This is a genomic window from Streptomyces macrosporus (assembly GCF_039533145.1).
GTDB classification, from domain to species: domain Bacteria; phylum Actinomycetota; class Actinomycetes; order Streptomycetales; family Streptomycetaceae; genus Streptomyces; species Streptomyces macrosporus.
In genome coordinates, this window is the sequence record NZ_BAAASZ010000018.1 from 1 (window position 1) to 20,587 (window position 20,587).

Annotated in this window: 12 protein-coding genes and 3 pseudogenes; 10 read left to right on the plus strand and 5 right to left on the minus strand. The window is 69.7% G+C overall.

Annotated features, from left to right (window positions below):
* Nucleotides 1-142: 142 nt before the first annotated feature.
* Nucleotides 143-917: pseudogene (locus ABD335_RS11440) on the plus strand (IS5 family transposase); the annotation flags it as partial.
* 15 nt (nucleotides 918-932) lie between these two features.
* On the opposite strand, the gene ABD335_RS11445 reads toward ABD335_RS11440, so the two are convergent.
* Complete coding sequence (locus tag ABD335_RS11445) at nucleotides 933-1,850, minus strand: RNA polymerase sigma-70 factor (RefSeq protein ID WP_344322230.1); 918 nt, start codon at nucleotides 1,848-1,850, stop codon at nucleotides 933-935.
* Between the two features lie 193 nt (nucleotides 1,851-2,043).
* On the opposite strand from ABD335_RS11445, the gene ABD335_RS11450 reads away from it, so the two are divergent.
* The gene (locus ABD335_RS11450) at nucleotides 2,044-2,523 is read left to right on the plus strand and encodes a carboxymuconolactone decarboxylase family protein (RefSeq protein WP_344322151.1); all 480 of its coding nucleotides are present in this window, start codon (nucleotides 2,044-2,046) and stop codon (nucleotides 2,521-2,523) included.
* Nucleotides 2,524-2,893: 370 nt separating this feature from the next.
* On the opposite strand, the pseudogene ABD335_RS11460 reads toward ABD335_RS11450, so the two are convergent.
* Nucleotides 2,894-3,512, minus strand: a pseudogene (locus tag ABD335_RS11460) (IS5 family transposase); the annotation flags it as partial.
* A 14-nt stretch (nucleotides 3,513-3,526) separates the two neighbouring features.
* A complete protein-coding gene (locus tag ABD335_RS11465; protein ID WP_425583604.1) occupies nucleotides 3,527-5,260 on the minus strand; it encodes a discoidin domain-containing protein in 1,734 nt (577 codons plus the stop codon).
* A gap of 1,159 nt (nucleotides 5,261-6,419) precedes the next feature.
* On the opposite strand from ABD335_RS11465, the gene ABD335_RS11470 reads away from it, so the two are divergent.
* On the plus strand, nucleotides 6,420-9,269 hold the full coding sequence (locus tag ABD335_RS11470) for a PQQ-dependent sugar dehydrogenase (protein WP_344322152.1): 2,850 nt from the start codon (nucleotides 6,420-6,422) through the stop codon (nucleotides 9,267-9,269).
* 17 nt (nucleotides 9,270-9,286) lie between these two features.
* Nucleotides 9,287-11,038, plus strand: coding sequence for a ThuA domain-containing protein (locus ABD335_RS11475; protein WP_344322153.1), 1,752 nt, complete (start codon nucleotides 9,287-9,289; stop codon nucleotides 11,036-11,038).
* 92 nt (nucleotides 11,039-11,130) lie between these two features.
* Here the strand turns inward: ABD335_RS11475 and ABD335_RS11480 are convergent, their stop codons facing one another.
* On the minus strand, nucleotides 11,131-11,370 hold the full coding sequence (locus ABD335_RS11480; protein ID WP_344322155.1) for a hypothetical protein: 240 nt from the start codon (nucleotides 11,368-11,370) through the stop codon (nucleotides 11,131-11,133).
* Nucleotides 11,371-11,533: 163 nt separating this feature from the next.
* On the opposite strand from ABD335_RS11480, the gene ABD335_RS11485 reads away from it, so the two are divergent.
* The 3 genes and pseudogenes from ABD335_RS11485 to ABD335_RS11495 form a co-directional block, all read left to right on the plus strand.
* Nucleotides 11,534-13,729: a discoidin domain-containing protein gene (locus ABD335_RS11485; protein ID WP_344322156.1), complete on the plus strand. Its 2,196-nt coding sequence runs from the start codon at nucleotides 11,534-11,536 to the stop codon at nucleotides 13,727-13,729.
* A 272-nt stretch (nucleotides 13,730-14,001) separates the two neighbouring features.
* Nucleotides 14,002-15,081: a DUF1996 domain-containing protein gene (locus tag ABD335_RS11490; RefSeq protein WP_425583608.1), complete on the plus strand. Its 1,080-nt coding sequence runs from the start codon at nucleotides 14,002-14,004 to the stop codon at nucleotides 15,079-15,081.
* Between the two features lie 113 nt (nucleotides 15,082-15,194).
* A pseudogene (locus ABD335_RS11495) lies at nucleotides 15,195-15,904 on the plus strand (glycoside hydrolase family 3 N-terminal domain-containing protein); the annotation flags it as partial.
* Here the strand turns inward: ABD335_RS11495 and ABD335_RS11500 are convergent.
* The gene (locus ABD335_RS11500; RefSeq protein WP_425583609.1) at nucleotides 15,870-17,186 is read right to left on the minus strand and encodes an ROK family protein; all 1,317 of its coding nucleotides are present in this window, start codon (nucleotides 17,184-17,186) and stop codon (nucleotides 15,870-15,872) included. The pseudogene ABD335_RS11495 and the gene ABD335_RS11500 sit on opposite strands and share 35 nt — an antisense overlap.
* Nucleotides 17,187-17,386: 200 nt before the next feature.
* Between ABD335_RS11500 and ABD335_RS11505 the strand changes: the two genes are divergently transcribed.
* From ABD335_RS11505 to ABD335_RS11515, 3 genes are read left to right on the plus strand one after another with little or no spacing between them, the layout of a single operon-like run.
* Nucleotides 17,387-18,703, plus strand: coding sequence for an extracellular solute-binding protein (locus ABD335_RS11505; RefSeq protein WP_344322159.1), 1,317 nt, complete (start codon nucleotides 17,387-17,389; stop codon nucleotides 18,701-18,703).
* A 14-nt stretch (nucleotides 18,704-18,717) separates the two neighbouring features.
* Nucleotides 18,718-19,710 carry a carbohydrate ABC transporter permease gene (locus ABD335_RS11510; RefSeq protein ID WP_344322160.1) on the plus strand — a complete coding sequence of 331 codons (993 nt, stop codon included), beginning with the start codon at nucleotides 18,718-18,720 and terminating at the stop codon, nucleotides 19,708-19,710.
* 28 nt (nucleotides 19,711-19,738) lie between these two features.
* Nucleotides 19,739-20,578: a carbohydrate ABC transporter permease gene (locus ABD335_RS11515; protein ID WP_344322232.1), complete on the plus strand. Its 840-nt coding sequence runs from the start codon at nucleotides 19,739-19,741 to the stop codon at nucleotides 20,576-20,578.
* The last annotated feature ends 9 nt before the right edge of the window (nucleotides 20,579-20,587 follow it).

The following is a 20,587-nucleotide window of genomic DNA, read 5'->3' on the forward strand; positions in this document are numbered from 1 at the left end:
CATCGCCTGCACTCTCATCTGCTACCGCCGACTCGCCAAATGAGATGACTTGTTAGAGCTCCTGACGCAATGAGGTCGAGCCGTGTCTTTCGGACGGGTGGCTCGGTGTCCGGGTGTGAGGAAGCGTGCCCCCCAACCGTGGGTGCTTGACGATGAGTTATGGACGCGGATCGAGCCGCTGCTGCCGGTCCGGCAGCAGCGGCATCGGCATCCGGGCCGGAAGGCGCTGGACGACCGCACCGTGCTGTGCGGGATCCTGTTCGTCTTGTACACCGGCACCCGGTGGGAGTGGCTCCCCAAGGAGCTGGGCTTCGGCTCGGGGATGACCTGCCGGCGCAGGCTGCGGGACTGGAACAACGCCGGGGTGCGGCAGCGGCTGCACGAGGTGCTGCCGGCCGAGCCGCGGGCCGCCGACCGCCTGGACCTGTCGCGTGCGGTGATCGACAGCTCCCACGTCAGGGCGCGCAAGGGCGGCCCACAACCGGCAGGAGCCCGGTCGACCGGGGGCGAGCGGGCTCCAAACACCACGTGATCTGCGACGCCGGCGGCGTCCCGCTCGCGGTGGCGTTGACCGGCGGCGACCGCAACGACGTCACCTGGTTGATACCCCTGCTCGAGGCGATCCCGCCGATCCGGGGCAAGCGCGGCCGGCCACGGGAGGTCTACGCCGACCGCGGCTACGACCACGCCTGCCACCGCCGCCAGGCCTGGGCGAAGGGCATCAGGCCCGTGATTGCCCGCCGCGGCACCGAACACGGCTCCGGGCTGGGCACCCGGCGGTGGGTGGTCGAGCAGCCATCGCCCTGCTGCACGGCTTCCGTCGGCCGCGGACCCGCTGGGAGATCCGCGACGACATCCATGAGGCGTTCCTGCGGCTCGGCTGCGCGTTGATCTGCCGGCGCCGCCTCCGCACCGCATTGCGTTGGGAACTCTTAGCGGTGCAAGGCGGTCTCCCGCTCCAGACGCGACAGCTTCTCGGGATTGCGCACGGCGTAGAGCCCGGTGATGAGGCCGTCGTCGATGCGCATTGTCAGGACGGTGTCGATCTCGCCGCCCAGCCGGACGATCAGCGCCGGGTCCGCGTTGACCTGTGTCGGCTGCAGCGACATCGCGGCGGCGATCCTGCCCAGCACGTGGGCCACCTGGTCGGCCCCCACGACGGGCACCGGTGCGGCCCGCACGACTCCGCCGCCGTCGGTCAGCAGGACGACGTCCGGTGCGAGGATGTCGAGCAGGCGTTGCAGGTCGCCCGTTTCGACCGCCCGCTGGAACGCCTCGACGGTGCGGCGCGTCTCGGCAGCGGAGGCGACCCCGCGCGGTCGGCGCGCGGCGACGTGTGTTCGTGCCCGGTGGGCGATCTGGCGGACCGCGGCCGGGCTCTTGTCGACGGCCTCGGCGATCTCGTCGTACCCGAGGGCGAACACCTCGCGCAGCACGAACACCGCCCGCTCGGTCGGGGTGAGGGTCTCCAGCACCAGCAGCATCGCCATCGAGACGCTGTCGGCCAACTCGACGTCCTCGGCCACGTCGGGCGCGGTCAGCAGCGGCTCGGGCAGCCAGGGGCCGACGTAGGACTCCTTGCGCCGGCCGAGCGTCCGCAGATGGCTCAACGCCTGACGCGTGGTGATCCGGACCAGGTACGCACGCCGGTCCCGCACGGTGTCGAGATCGACGCCCGCCCACCGCAGCCAGGTCTCCTGCAGGACGTCCTCGGCGTCGGCGGCCGAGCCGAGCATCTCGTAGGCGACCGTGAACAACAGGTTGCGGTGGGCGACAAACGCCCGAGTGATGCTGTTCACGCGGTCGCCACGAGCGACCGGCTCGGATGTGTCCCTTGCCCGGTCGCTCATGGTTGGGTCGTTCATCGCCGGCTCCTGCCCGTTCCTTTCGACTGCGCCGTACACCAGACGCCGGCCCCCACCACTTTGTGACACCCGTGATCGGTGACGCACGCCACATCGACGCGTCGTCACAAGGATCGGACCGTCGGCATCTTGTGTCCGTCCAGTGCAGCAGCACGCAGCACCGAGTGAGGAGGACGCCATGGAACCTCGTTTCAACCTGCTCGACAGTCCGACCGCCGCGAAGGTCGCCAAGCGGTTCTGCAACACTTCGTTGGTCCTGGAAGGGGCGACGCTGCCGAAGGCCCTGCGGGAACTGGTGGAGCTGCGGGTCGGCCAGATCAACGGTTGCGGTTTCTGCGTCGACGTCCACACCAAGGAGGCCGCGGCCGCCGGTGAAACAGCGCTCCGGCTCAACCTGGTCGCCGCCTGGCGGCACAGCACCGTGTTCACCGAGGCCGAGCGGGCCGCGCTGGCGCTCGCCGAGGAAGGCACCCGGCTCGGCGACCACGGCGTGTCCGACGAGACCTGGGCCGAGGTGCGCAAGCACTACGACGACGACCAGGTGGGTGCGCTGGTCTGCCTGGTCTCCCTGATCAACGCGGCCACCCGGATGAACGTGATCGTGCGCAATCCGGGGGGCTCGTACGAGCCCGGCATGTTCGCCAGTACGTCGAGCTGACCGGCAGGTGAAACGCGGCTCGTCCCGGAGTCGTTGGGAGCTGGGCGGGGCCGCGCATGCCGCAGACGACAAGGATTCGCACTGTCCCTTCCTGCGAAGGGAATCGTCAGACGGCCTGCGAACCGACCGTTTCGGAATGGGCTGTCACCGCCGAGGCAGCGATGAGCGCGTGATGCGGAACCCCACGTCGTCGATCCGGAGGGTCGGGTCGCTGCGCCGTCGCACCGACGTCCGGCGGCTCCGGTGCTCGTCGGCCCATCACCGCCACGGAGCACTCGATGGGTGCCGTGCACCTCGGCGTCGTAGACGCCCCAGCACCGGGCCCGCACATTGTCCGGCATGTCATGACGCTGTTTCAGTTGGTGAGTCGGCGGTGGCAGCCGGCGAGCCAGGACACCGTCCGCTCCACCACTCGGCGGTGGCGGCCCAGCCGGTGTGAGGACTCGACGTCCCCGCGGGCGATGCGCGACACGATGCCCCGCGAGCGGAGCCATTTCCGCAGGTGGGCATGGTCGTAGCCCTGGTGGCCGTGGAGCCTGGCCGGCCTGCGGCGCCGCGGGCCGCGGGGAGAACGGATCGGCGGGATACCCCGCACCAGCGGCTCCAGGGCCTGGCTGTCGTGGAGGTTGGCGCCGGAGATGCTCAGGGACAGGGGCAGCCCGGTGCGGTCGCAGATCAAGTGGATCTTCGATCCGCTCTTGCCGCGGTCGGTCGGATTCGGTCCGGTCGGTGACCCCTTTTTTGCCGCGCGCACGCTGACGGAGCCGATCGCGCATCGCGACCAGGCCGGCTGGCCGCGGGCGCCGAGCTCGTCGAGGATCACGTGGTGGAGCTTCGCCCACACCCGGTCCTGGCTCCATCGGGCGAACCGCCGGTAGGCGGTGGGCCAGGCCCGGGCCGAACACCGGTGGCGGTTGTCGTCGGGTGCAGCCGGAGGTGGCCACGACGGTCGGCCGGTGAGACAGCGGACGAGGCTCGTCCGGTGACGGTCACGCATGACGTGTCACTGGTAGACCCGCACGTAGTCCACCAGCATCTTCGCCGGGAAGGGGGTTGAGGCGTCGGGCGGTCCGGGCCAGTCGCCGCCGACGGCGAGGTTGAGGATCAGGTAGAAGGGGTGGTCGAAGACCCACGGACCGCGGGTCTGCTCGATCTGGGCCTTGTCGAGCGTGAGGACGGTTCGGCCGTCAAGGCTGTAGACGATGCCCTTGCTGTCCCAGTGGGCGGCCCACACGTGGAAGTCGTCCGAGTAGTCGGCGTCCCCCGGAAGCTTGTAGGGAGCTCCGATCCCGCCGCCGCCGTTGTACGCCGGCGCGTGGACGGTCGAGTACGAGGTCTTCACGTCCTTGCCGAGGACCTCCATGATGTCGATCTCACCGTTGTACGGCCATGGACGGCCGTCGAGGAAGTCGGCGCCCATCATCCAGAAGGCGGGCCACAGACCGTTGCCCTTGGGCACCTTGATCCGGGCCTCGACCCGGCCGTACGTGAACTCGAACTTGTTACCGGTGTTGATCCGGGCGGATGTGTACTGGCAGGTGCCACTCCCGGTGAGCGGGTCGGTCGGGCACGAGGTGCCGGGGGTGGCCTGCTTGCGTGCCTCTATGACGAGGTGGCCCGCGCCGTCCATGCTCACGTTGTCGTGGTTGGTGTAGTACTCCAGCTCGTTGTTGGGGCCGGTGCCGGGGTCGGCGGACCATTTGGCCGGGTCGGGCTTGGTACCTGCCGGGGAGTTGAACTCGTCCTGCCAGACGATCCGGGGCGGGTTGGCGGGGTCGGGCGGCAGCGGAGGCGGGGTGATCGGGTCTCCGCCGGTGCCGTACACCTGGAACTCCCACAGGGAGTAGCCGTACTGGGTGGCCCGCTGCGTGCCGTACACGCGGACGTACCGGCCGGTGCCGGACACGGTCAGGGTCTGCTTGAACCCGGTGCCGGCCGTGGTCGAGTAGATCGGGGTCCAGTTCGTGTTGTCGGGTGAGACCTGGATCTGGAACGCCTTGGCGTAGGCCGGGTCCCACTGGAGCACCACCTTGCTGATCTGCGCCGTCGCGCCCAGGTCGACGGAGATCCAGCCGGGGTCGGTCCAGCCGGTCGTGGGGCTGGTCGCCCAGCGGGTGGCGGGGTCGCGGTCGAAGGCGCGGGCCGGGGTGCACTCCCGGCAGTGACCGTCGTTCTGCGAGCTGGACGCCGCGCCGGTCCTGCCGTAGGACAGGAGCTTCTCGCCGGGGGCGGGATCCGGGTCGCCGCCGGTGTCCTTGGTGCCGTACACCTGGAACTCCCACAGGGAGTAGCCGTACTGGGTGGCCCGCTGCGTGCCGTACACGCGGACGTACCGGCCGGTTCCCGAGACGGTCAGCCGCTGATTGCCACCGGCGCCTGCGGCGGTCTCGTAGACCGTGGACCAGGTACGGGCGTCGGCGGACACCTGGATCTGGAACGCCTTGGCGTAGGCGGCCTCCCAGTTCAGGACGACCTCGCTGATCTTGGCGGAAGTGCCCAGGTCGACCTGGATCCACTGGGGGTCGGCGAAGGCGCTGGACCAGCGAGTGCCGGGATCGCCGTCCACGGCGTTGGCGCCGGCGAACGGGTTCTCCGTGGACGAGACCGTCACTGGTCTGCCCTGGGAGAGCAGGGGGTCGGCGGCGTGGGCGGGCGGTGGGCCCGGTATGCCGACGAACGACAGCAGGATGACCGCGAGGGCTATGAGCAGGCCCAGGCGGCGACGCAGCGGACTCACGGCGACTCCTCGAAGTGTTGGGGTGGGCCAGAGGGTCAGGGAGCGCTCTCTGGAGGGGGAGCCTGCTGCCGTCGAGAAGAGGTGTCAAGGGTTTACGTTCACCTTGAGAAAACGTGTAATCCGTACCTGACGGGTCAGCAACGCGCACGCAAGCACCTTTCAGTCCGCTGATCTCGTCAAGCCGACCGGTTGATGGCCACTACCGCGCGGATCCGCCCGGCTCGCGTGCCTTGACACGCATCTGTCCACCTCGAACCCACGTGCACGTGTCGGAGCGTTCCCTGAGTGCCGCACGCGTGCCGGCCCTCTCCCCGGCCGGGGGATTGCGGTTCTACGGGCCTCTGTGCAACCCCGGGGCAGCGAGACGTGTCGTGCTGAAACGCCCCACGCCGGCCGAGGTCGCGGCGCGCGCCGGGGTGTCCAAGCCGAATGTGTCGCAGCTCGCCAGCGGAGAGCACGCCGTCGCAACGCGGCCGCCCGCGACCTGGTGACGCGCAGGACGGACGCGGTCGCGACGGGTCTCTCCGCCCCATCGCAGGGGGACCGGCGACCCGCTGTCCGCCGTGCCGGCCCAGGGCATCGCCGCCGGTGGTCTCCGTCGGCCGCCCCACGGCCCCGGACGTGTCCTGTATGGATGGACTACGTCGGCGGCGCGCACCTCGCCGTGCGCCTTCTTCCGGGCCGAGGGCGCCGGCGCATCACCGCCGTCACCGGGCCGTTGGATTTCAGCGACGCCCGCGAACGACTCGCGACGACGGAGTCGTGGCCAGGGGGCGCGGCGGCGTGGGGGCTGATCACCGAGGTGCCGACCGGTCCGTTGGCTCGGTCATGCAGTGTCGACGGCTGCCCACGGAAACGGCCTTTCGGTGCGCGTCTTGTGTGGGCCGCGGGGGTGACTTCGTGTCCGGGGTGATGGAGCCACGTTCTTCCTGAGGTGGTGGGACGGGCTCGGCCGCCACTTTGTCCCGCGGCTGGAAAAGTGCCGCGGTCTTGTGCGGAACGGGTTACACAGTTCGACAAAGCCCGCTAACTTCCTTGAGAAGACCGGGTCTTGGAGCGCGACCGGTCGACGGCGCGACGGCGCGCGCCTGTGCACTTCGTGGCAGTCCGAAGAGGCCTGTCGTCATCCCACCCCCACTCATGGGAGACCTCTGTGCGCATGAAACCGCTCAGACACAGTCGTGTCCGTAACCTACTGACCGCCGCGGCCTGTGCCGTCGGCTGTCTGCTGCCAATCTCCCCGGCCTCCGCCCACCCCCAGGGCCCGGACCACGAGGCTGCGGAACCGGCCGCGGCCGAAGAGTTCCAGCAGGTCACGCTCGCCAAGGGCGTGGCCGAGACGGGCGAACCCATGACGCTGGCGGTGCTGCCGGACCGGTCGGTCCTGCACACCTCGCGGGACGGCACCGTCCGGCTGACGAACGCGGCGGGGACCACCACCGTCGCGGGGAAACTGGACGTCTACAGCCACGACGAGGAGGGCCTGCAAGGCGTCGCCGTGGATCCCAACTTCTCGTCCAACCGGTACGTCTACCTTTACTACGCGCCCAAGCTGAGCACGCCGGCCGGTGACGCCCCGGCCGACGGCACCGCCGCCGACTTCGCTCCCTTCGACGGGGTCAACCGGCTGTCCCGGTTCGTCCTGAGGACCGACGGCACCCTGGACCTGGCCGGCGAGAAGAAGATCCTCGACGTGCCCGCCTCCCGCGGCCTGTGCTGCCACGTCGGCGGCGACATCGACTTCGACGCGGCCGGGAACCTGTACCTGTCCACCGGCGACGACACCAACCCGTTCGCCTCGGACGGCTTCACCCCGATCGACGAGCGCGCCTCCCGCAATCCCGCCTACGACGCCCAGCGGACCTCCGGCAACACCAACGACCTGCGCGGCAAGGTGCTGCGCATCAAGGTCAACGCCGACGGGTCGTACACCATCCCGAGCGGCAACCTCTTCCCGCCCGGCACCGCGAAGACCCGCCCCGAGATCTACGCGATGGGTTTCCGCAACCCCTTCCGGATGAGCGTCGACAAGGCCACGGGAATCGTCTACCTCGGCGACTACGGCCCCGACGCCGGCACCGCCGGCCCTTCGCGCGGGCCCGCTGGGCAGGTGGAGTTCAACCGGATCACCAAGGCGGGCAACTACGGCTGGCCGTACTGCACCGGCGACAACGACGCCTACGTCGACCACGACTTCGCCACCGGTGCCTCGGGAGCCACGTTCGACTGCGCGGCCCCGAAGAACACCTCGCCGAACAACACCGGCCTGACCGATCTGCCTCCCGCCCAACCGGCCTGGATCCCCTACGACGGCGGATCGGTGCCCGAGTTCGGCAACGGCTCGGAGTCCCCGATGGGCGGCCCGGTCTACCGCTACGACGCCGCCTCCACCTCCGAGGTGAAGTTCCCGCAGGAGTACGACGGCGACTTCTTCGCCGGGGAGTTCGGCCGGCGCTGGATCAAGCGCATCGAGGCGGGCGGCGATGGCACCGTGCAGTCCATCAACTCCTTCCCCTGGAACGGCACCCAGGTGATGGACATGGCCTTCGGCCCGGACGGCGCCCTGTACGTCCTCGACTACGGCACCGGCTACTTCAGCGGCGACGAGAACTCCGCCCTGTACCGCATCGAGCACGTCACCGGCGGACGCGCCCCGACCGCGCAGGCCAAGGCGAACGTCACCTCCGGCAAAGCACCCCTGACCGTCTCCTTCTCCTCGGCCGGCAGCTCCGATCCGGACGGTGACGCCATCAGCCACGCCTGGACCTTCGGAGACGGCACCACCTCCACCGCCGCCAACCCCTCCCACACCTACACCGCCAACGGCCAGTACACGGCCACCCTGAAGGTCACGGACACGGCCGGCAGATCCGCGACGGCCTCGGTGCAGATCACGGTCGGAAACACCGCTCCCACGGTGAAGCTGGACCTGCCCGTGGACGGCCGGATCTACGACTTCGGCGCCGCGATTCCGTTCAAGGTGACGGTCACCGATCCCGAGGACGGCACGATCGACTGCTCCAAGGTGAAGGTCACCTTCATCGTCGGGCACGACAGCCACGGTCACCCGCAGACCTCGACCACCGGCTGCACCGGCACCCTGCAGACCCTGGCGGACGGCGAGCACGACCCCAACGCCAACATCTTCGGGGTCATCGACGCCGAGTACACCGACAAGGGTGCGAACGGCCGGCTCGCGCTGACCGCGCACGACCAGCACATCACCCAGCCCACCCACCGGCAGGCCGAGCACTACGGCACCTCCGCCGGCGTCCAGGTCGTCACCCACGGCCCCGCGCACGGCGGCAGGACCGTCGGCCACATCGACAACGGCGACTGGATCTCCTTCACGCCGTACGCCCTCGACAACGCCACCAGATTCACCGCCCGGATCTCCTCCGCGGGCGCCGGCGGCAGCATCGAGGTACGCGCCGGATCGCCGACCGGAACCCTGCTCGGCACGGCGACCGTGCCGGTGACCGGCGGCTGGGAGACCTTCCAGGACGTGACCGCCGCACTCGGCAACCAGCCGGCCGGAACGACGTCGCTGTACCTCGTTTTCAAGGGCGGCAGCGGCTCGCTGTTCGACGTCGACGAGTTCTCCTTCACCACCTCCGGGGGCGGCCCCCGTTCGGGTGCGGTGAAGGGGGTCGACGGCAAGTGCCTGGACGTGGACGGTGCCAACGCCGCCGACGGCACGAAGGTGCAGATCTGGACGTGCAACGGGAGCAGCGCGCAGACGTGGACGGTCTCCGGTGACGGCACGCTGAAGGCGCTGGGCAAGTGCCTGGACGTCTCCGGGGGAGGCAGCGCGGACGGTACGAAGATCCAGTTGTGGACGTGCAACGGCACGGGCGCGCAGACGTGGGCGCCGCAGTCGGACGGCACGGTCCGCAATCCGCAGTCCGGCAAGTGTCTGGACGCGTCGGGCGGCACCTGGAACGACGGAACCCCGGTCCATCTGTGGACCTGCCACACCGGACCCAACCAGAAGTGGACCCTGCCGTAGAAAGGAGGCGACCGTTCATGCGCACGTATCCGAAAGCGGCCCTCGGCCTGTTCGCCGGCGCCGCGCTCTGCCTGGCCCCGCAGGCCGCGGCCCTGCCCGCGCCGGTGAGCCAGTCCGCCCCCGCGGAAGCGAGGGCGGCGGCCGACCCGGCGTACAAGATCCTCGTCTTCTCCAAGACGGCCGGCTTCCGGCACTCCTCGATCGACGACGGCATCGCCGCCCTGCGCGGCCTGGGCACGGCGAACAATTTCACCGTCGACGCCACCGAGGACGCCCGGGCCTTCACGACCGACAACCTCACCCAGTACAAGGCGGTCGTCTTCCTGTCGACGACGGGCGACGTGCTGAACGCCGCCCAGCAGACCGCCTTCGAGCAGTACATCCAGGGCGGCGGCGGATACGTCGGCATCCACGCCGCCGCCGACACCGAATACGACTGGCCGTTCTACGGAGGGATCGCCGGGGCCCTCTTCCACTCGCACCCCGCCATCCAGGCCGCCACCGTCAAGGTGGAGGACCGGGCGCACGACGCCACCGCCCACCTGGGCAGCACCTGGCAGCGCACCGACGAGTGGTACAACTACCGCACCAACCCGCGCACCACCGCCCACGTCCTGGCCTCACTCGACGAGGCAAGCTACTCGGGCGGGAACATGTCCGGTGACCACCCGATCGCCTGGTGCAAGGACTACCGGGGCGGCCGGGCCTTCTACACCGGCGGCGGCCACACCGACGAGTCCTACACCGAGCCCGCCTTCCGCCGGCACCTCCTCGGCGGCATCCGCTGGGCCGCCGGCATGACCGACGCCGACTGCCGCCCCGAGACCGGCTACACGTCCCTGTTCGACGGCTCGTCCACCACCGGCTGGAAGCAGGCCGGTCCGGGGAGCTTCACCCTGGCGGACGGCACCCTGACCTCCGTCGGCGGGATGGGCATGCTCTGGTACTCCGCCAAGGAGTTCACCGGCGACTACTCCCTCAAACTCGACTGGAAGGCGGCCGGAGACGACAACTCCGGGGTCTTCATCGGCTTCCCGGCCTCCGACGACCCCTGGTCGGCGGTGAACAACGGCTACGAGATCCAGATCGACGCCACCGACTCGGCAGACCGCACCACCGGCGCCGTCTACGGCTTCCAATCCGCCGACATCGCCGCCCGCGACGCCGCGCTCAATGCGCCGGGGGAGTGGAACACGTACGAACTCCGCGTCACCGGCGAACGGCTGGAGATCTTCCTCAACGGCGTGAAGATCAACGACTTCACCAACACCGACCCGGCGCGGAGCCTGCGCCAAGGCCACATCGGCATCCAGAACCACGGCGACGGTGACGAGGTGTCCTTCCGCAACATCCGCATCAAGCAGGGCGGAGGCCAAGAGCCCGGCCCCCGTTCGGGTGCGGTGAAGGGGGTCGACGGCAAGTGCCTGGACGTGGACGGTGCCAACGCCGCCGACGGCACGAAGGTGCAGATCTGGACGTGCAACGGGAGCAGCGCGCAGACGTGGACGGTCTCCGGTGACGACACGCTGAAGGCGCTGGGCAAGTGCCTGGACGTCTCCGGGGGAGGCAGCGCGGACGGTACGAAGATCCAGTTGTGGACGTGCAACGGCACGGGCGCGCAGACGTGGGCGCCGCAGTCGGACGGCACGGTCCGCAATCCGCAGTCCGGCAAGTGTCTGGACGCGTCGGGCGGCACCTGGAACGACGGAACCCCGGTCCATCTGTGGACCTGCCACACCGGACCCAACCAGAAGTGGACCCTGCCCTGACGGACGCCGGCCGGTGAACCGGCTGCCCCGTCGTGAAGGGGAGCAGGGCTGTGTGCCGCCGCTCTGGGGCGGCGGCACACAGCAGGTGTCGGTCAGGACTTCCTGAAGACGGTGACGGTGAGGCCTTCGGCGGTGGTGCTGGTGGAGTCGACGGACCCGTCGGTGGTGGTGGACATCTGGGCCTTAACCGCGTCCCAGGTGTCCGGGCGCAGGGCGGGGCTGTTCTCGCGGAGCGCGATGGCGTCCTTGTAGTTGTGAACGGTCGGGATCGACGCCTGCACCAGGGCGTTGACCCGGTCCGTGGTGGCACCATCCCGGGCGCTCCGCGCCACCGAGTCGCCGACCGGGAGATGCGGCCGGTCGCCGGGCGGCAGCCAACTGCCACTTAATGAAAGACGAAAGATAAGTGATGACGGATACCTTGACCGCCCCGTCTCGTGCGGGCAAGGTTCGGAGAACGCTCTCCCGCGTCGTTCTCGTTTCAAGGAGCCCCCCATGCCCGTAGTTGGCGTACCGTCAGTCGCGCCTCCGCCACCCCGCAGATCCGTTCGCCGGGGTGTCGTCGGCGCGGTGGTCACCGCTCTCGCCGCCACCCTTCTCACCTTCGCACCCGCCCAGGAAGCCGAGGCCGCGCCCGTACTGCTCTCCCAGGGCAAGCCGGTCACCGCCTCCAGCCAGGAGCACGGCGGCACCCCGGCCGCCCACGCCGTCGACGGCAACGCCGGCACCCGCTGGTCCAGTGCCCACTCCGACCCGCAGTGGATCCGCGTCGACCTCGGCGCGACCGCCAGGGTGAGCCAGATCGTCCTGGACTGGGAGGCGGCGTACGGCAAGGGCTACCGCATCGAGCTCTCCACCAACGGCTCCGACTGGTCGACGGCCTACCAGACCGCCACCGGCGACGGCGGCACGGACACCATCGCCGTGGCGGGCGAGGCCCGTTACATACGGATGTACGGCACGGCCCGCGCCACCCAGTACGGCTACTCGCTCTGGGAGTTCAAGGTGTACGGCGAGAGCGGCACCGGGGGTCCGCAGCTGCCGGGCGGTGGTGATCTCGGACCGAACGTGCATGTCTTCGACCCGTCGACGCCGGGTATCCAGGCCAAGCTGGACGAGGTGTTCCGCCGGCAGGAGTCCGCGCAGTTCGGCAGCGGCCGGCACGCGTTCCTCTTCAAGCCGGGCACGTACCACAACCTCAACGCGCAGATCGGCTTCTACACCCAGATCGCGGGCCTCGGCCTGAAGCCCGACGACACGACCATCAACGGTGACGTGACGGTCGACGCGGGCTGGTTCAACGGCAACGCCACGCAGAACTTCTGGCGGGCAGCCGAGAACCTGGCGCTGAACCCGGTGAACGGGACCAACCGGTGGGCGGTCTCCCAGGCGGCGTCGTTCCGTCGTATGCACGTCAAGGGCGGGCTGAACCTCGCGCCGAACGGCTACGGCTGGGCCAGCGGCGGCTACATCGCCGACTCGAAGATCGACGGCCAGGTCGGCAACTACTCGCAGCAGCAGTGGTACACGCGGGACAGCGCCATCGGCGGCTGGTCCAACTCCGTGTGGAACCAGGTCTTCTCGGGCGTCGAGGGGGCCCCGGCGAACAGCTTCCCCGAGCCCCGCTACACCACCCTCGCGAACACCCCGATCTCGCGCGAGAAGCCGTTCCTCTACCTGGACGGCAACGAGTACAAGGTCTTCGCGCCGGCCAAGCGCACCAACGCCCGCGGCACCACCTGGGCGAGCGGCACCCCGCAGGGCGAGTCGATCCCGCTGAGCAAGTTCTACGTCGTCAAGCCCGGCGCCACCGCCGCCACCATCAACGCCGCCCTCGCCCAGGGCCTGCACCTGCTGTTCACCCCGGGCGTCTACCACGTCGACCGGACCATCAACGTCGACCGGGCGAACACCATCGTCCTGGGCCTCGGCCTGGCCACGATCATCCCCGACAACGGGGTGACCGCGATGAAGGTCGCCGACGTCGACGGCGTGCGCCTGGCCGGATTCCTCATCGACGCCGGCCCCGTCAACTCCCCGACACTACTGGAAGTCGGCCCGCAGGGAGCCTCCGCCGACCACGCCGCCAACCCCACCACCGTCCAGGACGTCTACATCCGGATCGGCGGCGCGGGCGCGGGCAAGGCGACCACCAGCATGGTCGTCAACAGCGACGACACGATCATCGACCACACCTGGGTGTGGCGCGCCGACCACGGCGAGGGCGTCGGCTGGGAGACCAACCGCGCCGACTACGGCGTCCGCGTCAACGGCGACGACGTCCTGGCCACCGGCCTGTTCGTGGAGCACTTCAACAAGTACGACGTCGAGTGGTACGGCGAGCGCGGCCGCACGATCTTCTACCAGAACGAGAAGGCGTACGACGCGCCCAACCAGGCGGCCATCCAGAACGGCTCCACCCAGGGCTACGCCGCCTACCGCGTCGACGACTCGGTCGACACCCACGAGGCATGGGGCCTGGGCAGCTACTGCAACTACAACGTGGACCCGTCCATCCGCCAGCACCACGGTTTCAAGACCCCGGTCAAGCCGGGCGTGAAGTTCCACAGCCTGTTGGTGGTGTCCCTCGGCGGCATGGGCCACTACAACCACGTCATCAACGACACCGGAGCGTCCACGGTCCCCGCGGGAACCTCGACCGTGCCGTCCACCCTCGTGTCCTTCCCCTGACACACCGTCCGCCGGCCGCCGGACGACCCGGCACGTGGGCCGGCACCGACTCCCCTCCGGTCCGGGTGACATTCCCGCGCCCCGGTCCGGAGGGGCCCCGCGGCCCGGCGCCCGAACCGGGCGCCCGCGGCCGCACCCCCGCGACACCCCCATGCGACCGTGCCGTTCCGAACCGGGCGGCACGCCGCGGCCACGCGCCGAACGGGGACCGGGGACCCCTGGAGAGCGCTCCCCACCCGGCACTCCGACCTGCCAGGAGCAGATGTGTCCCGATCCCCCTCACCACCCGCCCCGACCCGCCGCGCCGGCCTCTCCATGCCGGCTCTCGGCGCGCTGGTGGCGTCATCGCTCACCTTCGCCGCCCCCCCCAGGCGGCCGACACCCTGCTGTCGCAGGGCAGGCCCGTCACCGCCTCGTCGCAGGAGGGCGACGCGTACGCCGCGTCGGCGGCCGTCGACGGCAATCTCACCGGCACCCGCTGCTCCAGTGCCCACTCCGACCCGCAGTGGATCCGCGTCGACCTCGGCGCCCCCACCGCGATCCGCAAGCTCCAGCTGGTGTGGGACCCGGCCTACGCGAAGTCCTACGAGGTCCAGGTGTCCGACGACGGAAGCACCTGGCGCACGGTCCACTCCACGACGACGAACGCCGCCAGCACGATCGCAAGCCTCTACGGAGGCAGGACGACCTGCAAGGCACCCGCCGACGCGTCCGCGTACTGGATGCCGTCCCTGTACAACGGGGACAAGAAGATCTTCCCGGTGGGCCCGCAGGTCATCTACTACAAGGCCGGTGTCACCGACTACACCAGCGTGCGGCCGTTCCCCAAGGGACTGCGGTTCGTCGTGGGCGATCCGATGCAGAGCGCCGACGAGTTCCGCCGCCACCGCGGCTTCGTCGAGGGCTGGGAATGCGGTGACGGCTACTTCAACATCGACATCCCGGCGAGCTGCCCGAGCCGGCCCGACGTCCAACTCGACATCCGCATGCGGGCCCCCAGTTGCTGGGACGGGAAGTACCTCGACACCCCCGACCACAGGAGCCACATGGCCTACCCGGTCGTCAAGCCCGGCACCAACGACAACATGTGCCCGGCCTCCCACCCGGTCGCCCTGCCGATGATCGAGTTCAAGATGGCCTTCCCGGTCAACGGCGACATGAGCCAGGTCCGCCTGGCCGGCGGCCGCGGCTACTCGTTCCACTACGACTTCTTCAACGCGTGGGAGGAGCGCACCCTCAAGGCGATGGTCGACCACTGCATCGTGGGCGGCCTCCAGTGCGACGCGCACGGCTACGACGAGACCAACCCGCAGCGGGGTGCGGCCCTGAACGCGGACTACCGGCTGCCCTGACCGACCGGATTCCCCGGGGCCCGGCCGCTCGCGCGAGGGCGGCCGGGCCCTCTGCCCTGCCCGGCGGCCACCGGCAGGGCCATGACGGAGCAGCCGTGGGAGAGGGGCGGGACGTGAACGACAGGACGCGGCACATCGGCAAGCCGACCCTTGAGCAGAAGGTACGTTTGCTCACCGGCGCGACGACGTGGCGCACGGCGGGGGAGGCCGACATCGGACTGCGGGAGATGGTGCTGTCGGACGGGCCGGCCGGCGTCCGCGGTGAGGCGTGGGACGAGCGACGCCCCTCCGCGCAGCTCCCCTCCGCCTCGGCCCTGGGAGCCCTCTGGGACGAGGGACTGGTGGAGGAGCTCGGTGGGCTGCCGGTCGCGGAGGCCGCCCGCAAGGGCGTCGACGTGGTGCCGGCCCCGACACTCAACCTCCACCGGAGCCCGCTCGGGGGCCGGCACTTCGAGTGCTTTCGGAGGATCCGGAACTGACGAGCCGCACCGGCGCCGCACTGGTCCGGGGCATCCAGGCCCATGGTGTGGCGGCCACGGCCAAGCACTATGTCGCCAACGACTCCGAGACCGACCGGCCGACCGTGGACGTGCGCGTGTCCAAGCGGGCCTTGCGCGAGGTGTGTCTCGTGCCCTTCGAGGCGGGCGTGTGGCTCGTCATGGCGGGCTGCACCTGCGTCAACGGCGTGACGATGACGTCCCACTCGCTCCTCGACGAGCCCCTCAAACGGGAGTGGGGGCTCGACGGAGTCGTCGTGTCCGACTGGGACGCCCATCGGCTGAGGCCCCTCACTGCGCCGCCCGCTCCCGCAGACTGGTCTGCCACACGGGGCTCTGCTGCTCCGGGGCCGCCTCGGCGCGGCGGCCACCACGGGCGAAGAAGTCGGCGAGCGGCAGGATCGCGGCTCCGACGGTCACGGCGTCCGGTCCGAGGGTGCCCAGGTCGATCTCGACGCGCGCCGCCGGGTACTTCAGCGAGTACGACGCGGCGTGCGTCCGCACCGTGTCGAGGAAGCGCCGGCCGAGCTGGAGGCCGGCCCAGCCCCCCACGAGGATACGTTCGGGCTGGAACAGGTTGATCAGGTCGGACAAGCCGGCGCCGAGGTACTCGGCGGTCTCCTCCAGGACGGCCAGAGCGGTCGCGTCGGCCGGCGGAGTCGTTCCCTCGGCGTCGGGGACGGGGTACGCGGCAGCGAGCATCGCGGTCAGCGCGGTCTCCTCGTCCACACCGGTCGGTGGCCGCCCGCCCGCCTCCGCCCACCGTTCCAGGAGCGCTTCGGCGCCGGCGTACGCCTCCAGGCAGCCCTTCGCGCCGCAGCGGCACTGCCGGCCCCGTACCCGTACGGTCAGATGTCCCCACTCCAGGGCCATGCCGGACCGCATGTCGTCGGTGACGACGCAGGCGCCGACACCGGAGCCGAAGAGGACCACCACCGCGTTCTGCGCGCCTCGCCCGGCGCCGAACCACATCTCCGCCTGGCCGAGAGTCTTGGCGCCGTTGTCGATGTAGTACGGCACGGTCTCGGGCAGCAGCCGGGACTCGCGCAGCAGCCGCTCCAGCGGGACGGCGTCCCAGCCGATGGTCTGGCCGTGCACCACGGCGCCGTCCTCCGCGCTCCCGGCGACGATGCCCGGCACGCCGATACCGACGCCCAGCAGCCGCTCCGCCGGGATGCCGGCCTGGCTCAGGACCTCGGGGATGCCTTCGCGGAGGTGACCGACCACGACACCGACGTCGTAGCGGTCGACACGCCGCGGACTCTCGGTCGCCAACGGCCGCTCCACCCGGGCGAGTTCGGTAAGTGCCAGGTCGAAGAGCTCGATCCGCACACGCGTCTCACCGACGTCCACGCCGATCATGTAGCCGCTGTGCGCGCTGATGCGCAGGAGCGTACGGGGGCGGCCGCCGGCCGAGTCCACGCTGCCGGCCTCCTCGACCAAGCCCTCGGCGACCAACTCGGACACCACGTTGCTCACCGAGCCCGAGCTCAGCCCGGTGACCGGACCGAGCGAGAAGCGGCTCAGAGGCCCGTCGAAATACAACCGTTGCAACACCGCCGTGCGGTTCTCCCGCCGCAGGTCACGCACCGTACGGCCGCTGCGCATCTTCACCCTGCCCCCTCGTCTCCGATGTCCTGCATGCAACTTACATGGGACCGAGGCCTTGACGCGACCTTCGCTTGAGGTTTAACTCACACCGTAAATTAAGCGGCGGGGCGCTTCAGGGCTCGAACGCGGGACGTCACTCGTGTCGCACCCTCCCCGCAGGCGAAGTCCGTCCACCTCCCCGGAAGGCCCCTGGAGTCATGCGCAGAATCAGAGCCGCAGCCGTCGGCGCCGTCACCCTCTCGCTCGTTCTCACCGCGGCCGCCTGCGGCGGGGGCTCATCCGGCTCGGAGGGCTCCAACGAGCGACCGAAGACGCTCACCTACTGGGCTTCGAACCAGGGCGCCAACCTCGAGGTCGACAAGAAGGTCCTCCAGCCGGAGCTCGACAGGTTCGAGAAGCAGACCGGCATCAGGGTGAAGCTGGAGGTCGTGCCCTGGTCCGACCTGCTGAACCGGATCCTCACCGCCACCACCTCCGGCCAGGGCCCCGACGTCCTCAACATCGGCAACACCTGGAGCGCCTCGCTCCAGGCCACCGGCGCCCTGCTGCCCTGGGACGCGAAGAACCTCGAGGCGATCGGCGGCAGGGACCGCTTCGTCGAGTCCGCCCTCGACTCCACGGGCGTCCAGGGCCAGGACCCCGCCGCCGTACCGCTGTACTCCATGGCCTACGCGCTCTACTACAACAAGAAGCTGTTCGCCGAGGCCGGGATAGCCAAGCCGCCGGCCACCTGGGACGAGCTGGTCGCCGCGGGCAAGAAGCTCACCGCCAAGGGCAAGAACGGCCTCGGCGCCGAGGGCTCCAACCTCTCCAACAACATCCACCAGGTCTTCGTCCTCGGCAAACAGCACGGCGCCGACTTCTTCACCCCCGACGGCAAGCCGGACTTCACCTCCGACGGCGCGGTCGCCGCAGTCAAGCAGTACGTCGACCTGATGGCCAAGCACAAGATCGTCGCACCGGGCAACGCCGAGTACGCCCAGAACCAGTCCCTGAGCGACTTCGCCAAGGACAAGACGGGCATGGTGCTGTGGCAGACCGCGTCCGCCACCTTCAAGGCCCAGGGCATGAACGAGGACGAATGGGGAGTGGCGCCCGCCCCGGTGCAGTCCGGCAAGCCCGGTCCGGGCACCGCCACCAACTCCATGGTCGGCGGCATCAACATGGCCGTCTTCAGGAACACCAAGAACATCGACGGCGCCAAGAAGTTCGTCGAGTTCATGACCAGCGACGAAGAGCAGGTCATCCTCAACAAGGCCTACGGCTCCATCCCGCCGGTCAAGACCGCCCAGCAGGACCCGGCCTTCAACACCCCGTCACTCGCCGTCCTGCGCGAGACCCTGGCGAACAGCGCCACCGCACTTCCGCAGGTCCCCGAGGAGTCCCAGTTCGAGACCGTCGTCGGCACCGCGGTCAAGGAGCTCTTCGCCGACGCCGCCGCGGGGCGGCCGGTGACCACCGAGTCGGTGCGGGCCAAGCTCGAGAAGGCCCAGCAGCAGATGCCCAAGAAGTGAGTACGGACACCTCCATGACACTCACCGCTGCCCCTGGCACAGGCGAGCGGAAGGCACGTGGGGACACCCCCGGAGCGCCGCGCACGCGCCGCTCCGGGCGGCTGCGTCGCATCGGCCTGCCGTACCTCCTGCTGCTCCCCGCGCTCCTGCTCGAACTCCTGGTCCACCTGGTGCCGATGGTGATCGGCCTCGTCGTCAGCTTCAAGGAGCTCACCCAGTTCTACATCCGCGACTGGAACACCGCTCCCTGGGCCGGGCTCGACAACTACTCCCTCGCGGTCGACTTCAACGCCCCCGTCGGCGAGGCACTGCTGCGGTCCTTCCTCACCACCTGCCTGTTCACCGTGGTCTCGGTCGGGCTGTGCTGGCTGCTCGGGGCGGCCGCCGCCATCTTCATGCAGGAGAGCTTCCGCGGCCGTGGCTTCCTGCGCACGCTCTTCCTCGTCCCGTACGCGCTGCCCGTCTACGCCGCCGTCATCACCTGGGCGTTCATGTTCCAGCGCGACAACGGACTGATCAACCACGTCCTGCACGACCAGCTGGGCCTCACCGACACCCCGCCGTTCTGGCTGATCGGCGACAACAGCTTCGTCGCACTGATCGTCGTCTCCGTATGGAAGGGCTGGCCCTTCGCCTTCCTGATCATCATGGCCGGACTGCAGAACATCCCCCGGGAGATCCACGAAGCCGCCGCCCTCGACGGAGCCGGGATCTGGCAGCAGATCCGCCGCATCACGCTGCCGTCGCTGCGCCCGGTCAACCAGGTGCTCGTCCTGGTGCTGTTCCTGTGGACCTTCAACGACTTCAACACCCCCTTCGTCCTCTTCGGCGAAGCGGCACCGGAGGCCGCGGACCTCGTCTCCCTGCACATCTACCAGTCCTCGTTCCAGACCTGGAACTTCGGCACCGGCTCCGCCATGTCGGTCCTCCTGCTGCTGTTCCTGCTCGTGGTGACAGGCGCCTACCTCCTGCTCACCTCCCGAGGAAGGAAGGCCACCGATGCCTAGTCAGTCCCGGCGGCGGGTCCGCTCCCCGATGGCCGCCCCGCAATCCTTCCTGTGGAGCCGGCGGATCTTCCTGACGCTCCTCGCGGGCTTCGTACTGCTGCCGGTGTACGTCATGGTCTCCAGCTCGCTCAAGCCGCTGGAGGACGTGTCCGGCACGTTCCAGTGGATCCCCTCCGGCCTCACCGTCCGCCCGTACTTCGACATCTGGGAAACCGTTCCGCTGGCCGACTACTTCATGAACTCCCTGATCGTGGCCGGGGCGGCGACCGTCTGTTCCGTCACCATCGCCGTGTTCGCGGCCTACGCGGTCAGCCGCTACTCCTTCCGCGGCAAGCGGGTCTTCACCGTCACGGTGCTCTCGACGCAGATGTTCCCCGGCATCCTCTTCCTGCTGCCGCTGTTCCTCATCTACGTCAACATCGGCAACGCCACCGGCATCGCCCTCTTCGGTTCCCGCGGCGGCCTGATCCTCACCTACCTCACCTTCTCCCTGCCGTTCTCCATCTGGATGCTGATCGGGTACTTCGACTCGGTGCCCCGCGACCTGGACGAGGCGGCCAAGGTGGACGGTTGCGGGCCGCTCGGCGCCCTCTTCCGGGTCATCGTGCCCGCCGCGATCCCGGGCATCGTGGCGGTCGCGGTCTACGCCTTCATGACCGCGTGGGGCGAGGTCCTGTTCGCCTCCGTCATGACCAATGACACCACCCGCACCCTCGCCGTCGGCCTCCAGGGCTACTCCACCCAGAACGACGTGTACTGGAACCAGATCATGGCCGCCTCCCTGGTCGTGAGCCTGCCCGTCGTCGCCGGCTTCCTGCTCCTCCAGCGCTACCTCGTCACCGGACTGACCGCCGGCGCCGTCAAGTAGCGGCCCGCG

Bases quoted from the DNA above. Each gene is read 5' to 3' on its own strand.
- ABD335_RS11445 (WP_344322230.1), bottom strand. From the start codon at position 1,850: ATGAGCGACCGGGCAAGGGACACATCCGAGCCGGTCGCTCGTGGCGAC.
- ABD335_RS11450 (WP_344322151.1), top strand. From the start codon at position 2,044: ATGGAACCTCGTTTCAACCTGCTCGACAGTCCGACCGCCGCGAAGGTC.
- ABD335_RS11470 (WP_344322152.1), top strand. From the start codon at position 6,420: ATGAAACCGCTCAGACACAGTCGTGTCCGTAACCTACTGACCGCCGCG.
- ABD335_RS11475 (WP_344322153.1), top strand. From the start codon at position 9,287: ATGCGCACGTATCCGAAAGCGGCCCTCGGCCTGTTCGCCGGCGCCGCG.
- ABD335_RS11485 (WP_344322156.1), top strand. From the start codon at position 11,534: ATGCCCGTAGTTGGCGTACCGTCAGTCGCGCCTCCGCCACCCCGCAGA.
- ABD335_RS11500 (WP_425583609.1), bottom strand. From the start codon at position 17,186: ATGCGCAGCGGCCGTACGGTGCGTGACCTGCGGCGGGAGAACCGCACG.
- ABD335_RS11505 (WP_344322159.1), top strand. From the start codon at position 17,387: ATGCGCAGAATCAGAGCCGCAGCCGTCGGCGCCGTCACCCTCTCGCTC.
- ABD335_RS11510 (WP_344322160.1), top strand. From the start codon at position 18,718: ATGACACTCACCGCTGCCCCTGGCACAGGCGAGCGGAAGGCACGTGGG.
- ABD335_RS11515 (WP_344322232.1), top strand. From the start codon at position 19,739: ATGGCCGCCCCGCAATCCTTCCTGTGGAGCCGGCGGATCTTCCTGACG.